Raw genomic sequence first — 8544 nt, forward strand, 5'->3', positions numbered from 1 at the left:
AGGGGTCGGTCACGGGAATGGTCCGGCCGTCCGGAGCGTCCACCCACTCGCCCGCCACATAGGCCCGGCTCACCAGCAGCGACGGGTCCTTCAGATCAACAACGCGACGGTCGACAGGTTTCGCATGGGCGGTCATGGCAGAGCTCCAGCCTCGCAGACGGGTACGGGAAAGATGACGGAGATATAGGGGCCGCCCCGGCCTCTGTGAACCGCAGGAGGAGCGGAGCAGGGTTTCCGACAAAGCGGTCCGGGCGCCGGGCCGGGCAACAGCCGCGCCTATGCCTGAAAATGAGGCGGAAACTTGAAGCTTAAAGAGACCTGCGACTTAAGGATGACCCTTTCTTGCATTGCACAAGACGTCAGGGACTGTACCTTTCTGACCATCGCCGGGCGTGGCGTCACACCGCGGCTGGAACAATGGCTGGATCAACCGGCCTCGGAACGAAGGGAAGGAAATCGATGCGCGTCCTCAATAAGATTCTGTTCGCCCTCAGCTGCACCGTCATGGCCCAGTCGGCCTTTGCGCAGCAGGCCTCCGACGGCGTGGTCAAGATCGGCATCCTGAACGACCAATCCGGCGTTTACGCGGATTTCGGCGGCAAGTCCTCCGTCGAGGCCGCCCGCATGGCCGTGCAGGATTTCGGCGGCAAGGTCCTCGGCGTGCCCGTCGAGATCGTCAGCGCGGACCATCAGAACAAGCCTGACGTTGCGGCCAGCATCGCCCGCCAGTGGTACGATACCGACAAGGTCGATTCCATCATGGAGCTGACCACGTCCTCCGTCGCCCTCGCGGTCCAGGGCCTGTCCAAGGACAAGAAGAAGGTCACCATCACGACCGGCGCCGCGACGGCCGATCTCACCGGCAAGCAGTGCACGCCGTATGGCTTCCACTGGGCCTACGACACCCATGCTCTTGCGGTCGGCACCGGCGGCGCGCTCGTGGAGAACGGCGGCAACAAGTGGTTCTTCCTCACGGCCGACTACGCCTTCGGCTATTCCCTCGAGGGAGAGACTTCGAAATTCGTGAAGTCGAAGGGCGGCCAGGTCCTCGGTTCGGTCCGCCATCCGCTGGCCGCGACCGACTACTCGTCCTTCCTGCTGCAGGCCCAGAGCTCCGGCGCCAACGTGATCGGCCTGGCCAATGCCGGCCTCGATACGGCCAACGCCATCAAGCAGGCGGCCGAGTTCGGCATCACCCAGGGCGGCACGCGCCTGGCGGCACTTCTCTTCACCCTCGCCGAGGTGAAGGGCCTCGGCCTCAAGGCCGCCCAGGGCCTGACTCTGACGGAAGGCTGGTACTGGGATCAGAGCGACGAGAACCGGGCCTTCGCCAAGAAGTTCCAGGAGAAGACCGGCCGCATGCCGAACATGATCCACATGGGAACCTATTCGGCCGTGACGCAGTACCTGAAGGCCGTGCAGAAAGCCGGCACGGACGCGACGGAACCGGTCGCCAAGCTCCTGCACGAAATGCCGGTCGAGGACGTCTTCGCCAAGAACGGCAAGGTGCTGCCCAACGGCCGCATGGTCTACGACATGTATCTGTTCCAGGTGAAGAAGCCGGAAGAGAGCAAGAGCGAGTGGGACATGTACAAGCAGCTCGCCAAGGTGCCCGGCGACCAGGCCTACCTGTCCATGGCCGAGAGCGGCTGCCAGCTCACGCAGTAACCCTCAGGCCGAGGCGGGGCGGCACAGGCCGTCCCGCTTCTTCGTCGTCCCGCAACGGCTGGTGTCGAGCGTTACGCCCGACCCGGCCGTTGCCACCTCACCGAGAGAGTATCGGCCGGTCCCTATGGTCAGTACGCAACCAATCCTGAGCGCCACCGGGCTCACCATGGAGTTCCGCGGCTTCATTGCCGTGAAGGACGTGACGCTGTCCGTCAACGAGGGCACGATCCATGCCCTGATCGGACCGAACGGCGCCGGGAAGACGACCGTCTTCAACCTGCTCACGAAGTTTCTCACGCCGACCCGCGGACAGATTACCTTCAAGGGTGCGAACATCACGAGCATGCAGCCGGCCGAGGTCGCCCGTCTCGGGCTCGTCCGCTCCTTCCAGATCTCGGCGGTGTTCCCGCATCTGACCGTGCTCGACAACGTGCGCGTGGCCCTGCAGCGGCCGTCCGGCCTCGCGACGCAGTTCTGGCGCCCCGCCTCGGCCCTCTCGGCGCTCAACGACCGCGCCATGGAGCTCATCGATGCGGTCGGTCTCCGGTCCTATGCGCATCTGCCGGCGGTCGAGCTGTCCTACGGCCGCAAGCGCGCGCTGGAGATCGCCACGACCCTGGCCCTCGATCCCGCCATGCTGCTGCTCGACGAACCCATGGCGGGCATGGGTCACGAGGATATCGGCCGCATCTCCGATCTGATCCGACGCATCGCGAAGAACCGGACCGTGCTGATGGTCGAGCACAACCTGAACGTGGTGTCGGATCTTTGCGATCGCGTCACCGTTCTGGCCCGCGGCGAGATCCTCTCCGACGGTTCATACGACACCGTCAGCCAGGATCCGCGCGTGCGCGAAGCCTATATGGGAACCGAGCATGAGTAGCGCTCCCCTCCTCGAAGTCCGCGGGCTCAACGCCTGGTATGGCGAGAGCCATGTTCTCCACGGGGTCGATCTCGACATCCGCGAGGGAGAGACCGTCACCCTGCTGGGCCGCAACGGCGCCGGCAAGACCACCACCCTGCGGGCCATCATGGGAATCCTGCGCCGCCGCGAGGGCGTCATCCGCCTGCGCGGCAAGGATCTCCTGGGACTGCCGCTCCACAAGGTGGCGCAGACCGGACTCGGCTACGTGCCCGAGGAGCGTGGGATCTTCGCGAGCCTGAACGTTTCCGAGAACCTGATGCTGCCGCCGACCGTCGCGGAGGGCGGGATGAGCGTGGAGGAGATCTACAGCCTCTTCCCCAATCTCCATGAACGCCGCTCGAGCCAGGGCACGAAGCTCTCCGGCGGCGAGCAGCAGATGCTCGCCATCGCCCGGGTGCTGCGCACGGGCGCGCGGATCATCCTTCTCGACGAACCGACGGAGGGGCTGGCTCCCGTGATCGTCCAGCGCATCGGCGACGTGCTGGTCGCCCTGAAGAAGCGCGGCATGACCATCCTGCTCGTGGAGCAGAACTTCCGCTTCGCCAAGAAGGTGGCCGATCGCTTCTACCTCATGGAGGACGGGCGTATGGTGAACTCGTTCCCCGGCCACGAGCTCGATGCACGCATGGACGAGCTCCACGAAGTTCTTGGGGTGTAGAGCATCATGAGCACGATTTTCGGCATTCCCGCCCCTGCCCTCTACGGCCAGATCCTCATCGGGCTGATCAACGGCTCGTTCTACGCCATGCTGAGCCTCGGCCTCGCGGTGATCTTCGGCCTGCTGCGGGTCATCAACTTCGCCCACGGCGCGCAGTACATGCTCGGCGCCTTCGCCGCCTACCTGCTCCTGAACTGGCTGGGCATCGGCTACTGGCCGGCGCTCATCCTGGCGCCTCTGATCGTCGGGGCCGTTGCGGTGGTGATCGAGAAGACGATGCTGAGCCGTCTCTACGGGGTGGATCCGCTCTACGGCCTTCTTCTGACCTTCGGCCTCGCCCTCATTCTCGAAGGCGCGTTCCGCTACTGGTTCGGCGCCGCAGGCCAGCCCTACGCGCCGCCGCAGCAGCTGACGGGAGCTCTCAATCTCGGCTTCATGTTCCTGCCGATCTACCGTGGCTGGGTGGTCATCGCCTCCCTGGTCGTCTGCCTCGGCACGTGGCTCCTCATCGAGAAGACGCGGCTTGGCGCCTACCTGAGAGCAGCCACGGAGAACGCCACGCTGGTCCAGGCCTTCGGGGTGAACGTGCCCCTGCTGCTCACGCTCACCTACGGCCTCGGCGCGGCCCTGGCGGCCCTGGCCGGCGTCCTGGCGGCCCCGATCTACCAGGTGAGCCCGCTGATGGGCTCGAACCTCATCATCATCGTGTTCGCGGTGGTTGTCGTCGGCGGCATGGGGTCGATCCTGGGCGCCATCGTGACCGGCTACGTGCTCGGCGTTCTCGAGGGGCTGACGAAGGTTTTCTATCCGGAAGCCTCGAGCATCGTTATCTTCGTGATCATGGCCATCGTTCTGCTCGTCAGGCCGGCAGGTCTCTTCGGGCGGGAGGAGTGATATCATGGCTGTCGGAACCCAATATCTTACGGAACAGCCCCGGCTGCGCACGTCCTCCATGGTCCTCGGGGCCATCGCGGTCGCGGCTCTGGTGGCGGCGCCCTTCTTCTTCTATCCCGTCATGCTGATGAGCGTGCTCTGCTTCGCGCTCTTCGCCTGCGCGTTCAACCTGCTCATCGGCTATGTGGGGCTCCTCTCCTTCGGCCATGCGGCGTTCTTCGGCGGAGCCGCCTATGTGACCGCCCATGCGGCCAAGGTGTGGGGCCTGGAGCCCCTGGCGGCCATCCTGCTCGGCGTGGCCGGCGCGGCCGTGATGGGCGCCGTGATCGGTTTCGTGGCCATCCGCCGCCAGGGCATCTACTTCTCCATGATCACCCTGGCCCTGTCGCAGATGTTCGCCTTCATCTGCCTGCAGGTGCCCTTCACCCACGGCGAGGACGGGATCCAGGGCGTGCCGCGCGGCCATCTGCTCGGCGTCGTCGACCTGAACCAGCCGCTGGCCATGTACTACGTCACGCTGGCCATCTTCCTGTTCGGTTTCTTCGCCATCTGGCGCATCGTGAACTCGCCGTTCGGCAACATCCTCAAGGCGATCCGCGAGAACGAGCGCCGGGCGGTCTCGCTCGGCTACCGGGTGGACCGGTACAAGCTCGGCGCCTTCGTCATGTCGGCCGCCCTGGCCGGCCTGGCCGGCGGAACGAAGGCCATCGTGTTCCAGTTCGCAACCCTCACGGACGTGCAGTGGCAGATGTCGGGCGAGGTCATTCTGATGACCCTGCTCGGCGGCATCGGCACGTTGATCGGTCCCATCGTCGGCGCCGGCCTCGTGATCGCCCTTCAGAACTACCTGGCGGCATCCGACTTCCCCGTCACGGTGCTGATCGGCATCATCTTCGTGATCTGCGTGCTTCTGTTCCGCCGCGGCATCGTGGGCGAAGTCCTCGAGCTGATGAGACGCAGGTCCAAAGGCGCCTCCTAGGAGACGAATGCTGCAAACTCCGCCGGCGTTCATGCTGTTGAGCGCCGGCTCATGCCATCGGACCATACCATGTCAGGCAGCGATACATTCGATTACGTGATTGTCGGCGCAGGATCCGCCGGTTGCGTGCTGGCGAACCGCCTGTCCAAGGATCCCGGCCATTCGGTCTGCGTCCTCGAAGCCGGCGGCAAGGACAACTGGATCTGGTTCCACATCCCGGTCGGCTACCTTTTCGCCATCGGCAATCCGCGTGCCGACTGGATGTTCAAGACCGAGGCCGAGCCCGGCCTGAACGGCCGCATCCTGAACTATCCCCGCGGCAAGGTCCTGGGCGGCAGCTCGGCCATCAACGCCATGATCTACATGCGCGGCCAGCGGGAGGATTACGACAACTGGCGCCAGATGGGTCTCGCCGGCTGGGGCTGGGACGACGTCAGGCCCATCTTCCGCCAGCATCTCGACCACTACCTCGGAGAAGGCGAGCATCACGGGGTGGGCGGCGAATGGCGCGTCGAGGCTCCTCGCATGCGCTGGGACCTTCTGGACGCCTTCATCGACGCGGCGGTCGAAGCCGGGATTCCCCGGGTCGACGATTTCAACACCGGCAGCAACGAGGGCATCTCGTATTTCCACGTCAACCAGAAGAGCGGCCGGCGCTGGTCCGCGGCACGCGGCTTCCTCAAGCCGGCGCTCTCCCGCCCCAACCTCAAGGTGGAGACGAAGGCCCATGCCACGCGCATCCTTTTCGACGGCAGGCGGGCGGTCGGCGTCGAGATCCTTCAGAACGGCGCGCTGAGGCGCCTTCTGGCGCGCAAGGAGGTCGTGCTCTCGGCAGGAGCCATCGCGTCCCCGCAGCTCCTGCAGCTGTCCGGGATCGGGGACGGCTCCTTCCTGCGGCAGTGCGGGATCGACGTGGTCCACCACCTCCCCGGCGTCGGAGAGAACCTGCAGGATCATCTCCAGCTGCGCCCGATCTATAAGGTGCACGGGGTGCGGACCCTCAACGAGGATTACCGGTCCCTGGTCAAGAAGGGCCAGATGGCGCTGGAATACGCCCTCTTCCGCAAGGGACCGCTCACGATGGCTCCCTCCCAGCTGGGGGCTTTCACGCGCTCCTCGGACGATTACGCGACCCCGAACCTGCAATTCCACATCCAGCCCCTGTCGCTGGACAAGTTCGGGGACGACCCGCATCCGTTCCCGGCCTTCACGGCGAGCGTCTGCAATCTCCGGCCGACCAGCCGGGGCAGCGTCAAGCTCCGCAGCAACAGCCCGAACGACGCGCCGGCCATCCGTCCGAACTACCTGTCGACGTCGGAGGATCAGAGGGTGGCCGTGGATGCCCTGCGTCTGGTCCGACGCATCGTGTCGATGCCGGCCCTTCGGAAGTACCGGCCCGAGGAGTACAAGCCCGGAGCCGAACTTTCGACGGATGACGAGCTTCTGAACGGGGCGCGGGAGATCGGAACAACGATCTTCCATCCCGTCGGGACGGCCAAGATGGGAATCGACAGCGATCCCATGGCCGTCACGGATGCGCGCCTGCGGGTTCGTGGCGTCGAGAATCTGCGCGTCATCGACGCGTCCGTCATGCCGGCCATTACGAGCGGCAACACGAATTCGCCGACGTTGATGATTGCCGAGAAGGGAGCCGCGATGATCCTGGAGGATCAGTCGCACAGCGCAAGCCCGGCCCGACGCTCCGCGTGACCTTAGCGCATCGTGCGAGCCTTCGGGTCCGCTGAGCATCGGACGATCGGGATGGCCGGCACAAGGCCGGCCATGACGTGGGAGGGTCGTGCGAGCCGGGTGTCTCATGCTTTCACGTCATCACCGGGCTTGTCCCGGTGATCTCGATCATCTGGAACGCCGCGCCTCACCGCATCGGGATGGCCGGCACAAGGCCGGCCATGACGTGGAGACGGCGGCGGGAAGGGCGGAGGGTGCCATGACGGGGTGTCGGCACCGGCCCGCACCACCCTGTCACGTCATCACCGGGCTTGTCCCGGTGATCCCGATCGTCTGAAGCGCCGAGCGCATCGGGCTTGAACCCGGGTCCACTTTTCACGTCCGAGGCTCTCGCCGGGAACTCTCGTTAAACCCTCAAAAGAGGAATGGGAGCCAGCGGCTCCCATCAAAGAGGTGCTCCGAAGTCGCCGCGCTCAGCTCGTCGGCGTCCCGCGGCTCCCCGGGAGGTGGCTCGCAGCCCAGATCGCCGCCTGGGTCCGGTTCTTCGCCTGGATCTTGCGCAGGATCGCCTTGACGTGAACCTTGACGGTCGCTTCCGTGATGTCGAACTTGCGCGCGATGATCTTGTTGGAATCCCCATCCATGAGGCAGCGCAGGATCACCGTCTCGCGCACCGAAAGCCCCTTGGCCGGAGGGCCCATGTCATGGGGATCCTCGGCAGCCGGCACCTCGTTCGCGTGAGCGCCCGGCGCCTCACGCTCCCGCAGAAGATCGAGAATGGCCCCCGGGAAGATCGCCTCTCCCAGCATCACGAGGTCGAGCGACTTGACGAGGACCTCATGGGAGATCGACTTTTTGAGGTAAGCGTCCGCCCCGGCCTGGAAGGCCGCAACCACCTGCTTGATGTCATACTGCTCGATGAGCATGACGATCTTCGCGCCTGGATTGGCTTCCTTCAATGCCTTGGCCTGCCGGCAGGTCTCGTCATGGTCGCGGCTCGCATCGATGATGAGGACGATCATGCTGCCATCGAAGGCCGCCATGGACCCCAGCTCGTCGAGGCTCGCGGCCGCGGCCGATGGCGCGTAAGCCGTCTCGGCGAGAATTCTGCGCAGGCCCTCTCTCAACAGGGCATTCGGCTCGATGAGGAGCGTCTTGGTCGAGCGCACAGCGACATGTTCCCCGGACGAGGGCTCAACCGAACGTGCCAGTTCCATGTATCTTGAATACGCGACATCCTTGGCCGACGAGGCGCCTGGATGAGGAAGGCTATCAAGATCGTAGGTGTTCCGCATCGCAGATGCCTTTCTGGTCTTGATTCGGTCAGGCAAATAGTAGAGTTCCCCTAAAGATCTTTAGCTTATAATCTCATTTGAGACAATCAATGCCCATTCAAATCATTTTAACAATCTTTAATCAAAAGGTATACGCATGATATAAAGTACCAATCCAGTTTGACGACAGAGTAAGCAAGAAGTCCTCACCACCGGATACAAGGTACTGTTCCTAGGAATTCCGGGAAGGCGGCCAGGATCCGCTGCAGCACAACGGACGATCGGGAAGCTGAGTTGATCCCGATCAGGGCCGAATTCTGAGGAACGCTGACAGGCTCCTCGTACAACGCCGTCTCGCGCATCGTTCGGCGCGGCCCGCTGGGTCCGCGCCCAACGATGCGCCAGCCAAGAGGTCGAGCCACGGGCCCCAAACTGATTCCACATGTTGGGGCCGTAT

Annotated in this window: 7 protein-coding genes; 6 read left to right on the plus strand and 1 reads right to left on the minus strand. The window is 64.5% G+C overall.

Translation table 11 applies throughout. From position 1 onward, the window contains the following. The first annotated feature begins 504 nt into the window (after positions 1-504). From OCW50_RS19460 to OCW50_RS19485, 6 genes are all read left to right on the plus strand, one after another. On the plus strand, positions 505-1668 hold the full coding sequence (locus OCW50_RS19460) for an ABC transporter substrate-binding protein (protein ID WP_262298716.1): 1164 nt from the start codon (positions 505-507) through the stop codon (positions 1666-1668). Positions 1669-1792: 124 nt separating this feature from the next. Further along, positions 1793-2551: an ABC transporter ATP-binding protein gene (locus tag OCW50_RS19465; RefSeq protein ID WP_262298617.1), complete on the plus strand. Its 759-nt coding sequence runs from the start codon at positions 1793-1795 to the stop codon at positions 2549-2551. Then, positions 2544-3251, plus strand: a complete 708-nt coding sequence (locus OCW50_RS19470; RefSeq protein WP_173946967.1) for an ABC transporter ATP-binding protein — start codon at positions 2544-2546, stop codon at positions 3249-3251. Before OCW50_RS19465 ends, OCW50_RS19470 begins: the two co-directional genes overlap by 8 nt. Positions 3252-3257: 6 nt before the next feature. Then, a complete protein-coding gene (locus OCW50_RS19475; RefSeq protein ID WP_262298618.1) occupies positions 3258-4145 on the plus strand; it encodes a branched-chain amino acid ABC transporter permease in 888 nt (295 codons plus the stop codon). Between the two features lie 58 nt (positions 4146-4203). Beyond that, positions 4204-5124 (plus strand): branched-chain amino acid ABC transporter permease, encoded by a 921-nt coding sequence (locus OCW50_RS19480; protein ID WP_262298717.1) that lies wholly within the window; start codon positions 4204-4206, stop codon positions 5122-5124. 69 nt (positions 5125-5193) lie between these two features. Then, the gene (locus OCW50_RS19485) at positions 5194-6834 is read left to right on the plus strand and encodes a GMC family oxidoreductase (RefSeq protein ID WP_262298619.1); all 1641 of its coding nucleotides are present in this window, start codon (positions 5194-5196) and stop codon (positions 6832-6834) included. Between the two features lie 452 nt (positions 6835-7286). On the opposite strand, the gene OCW50_RS19490 is transcribed toward OCW50_RS19485, so the two are convergent. Next, positions 7287-7982 carry a response regulator transcription factor gene (locus OCW50_RS19490; protein WP_262298620.1) on the minus strand — a complete coding sequence of 232 codons (696 nt, stop codon included), beginning with the start codon at positions 7980-7982 and terminating at the stop codon, positions 7287-7289. Positions 7983-8544 lie beyond the last annotated feature (562 nt).

The organism is Microvirga sesbaniae, from assembly GCF_025460805.1.
GTDB classification, from domain to species: domain Bacteria; phylum Pseudomonadota; class Alphaproteobacteria; order Rhizobiales; family Beijerinckiaceae; genus Microvirga; species Microvirga sesbaniae.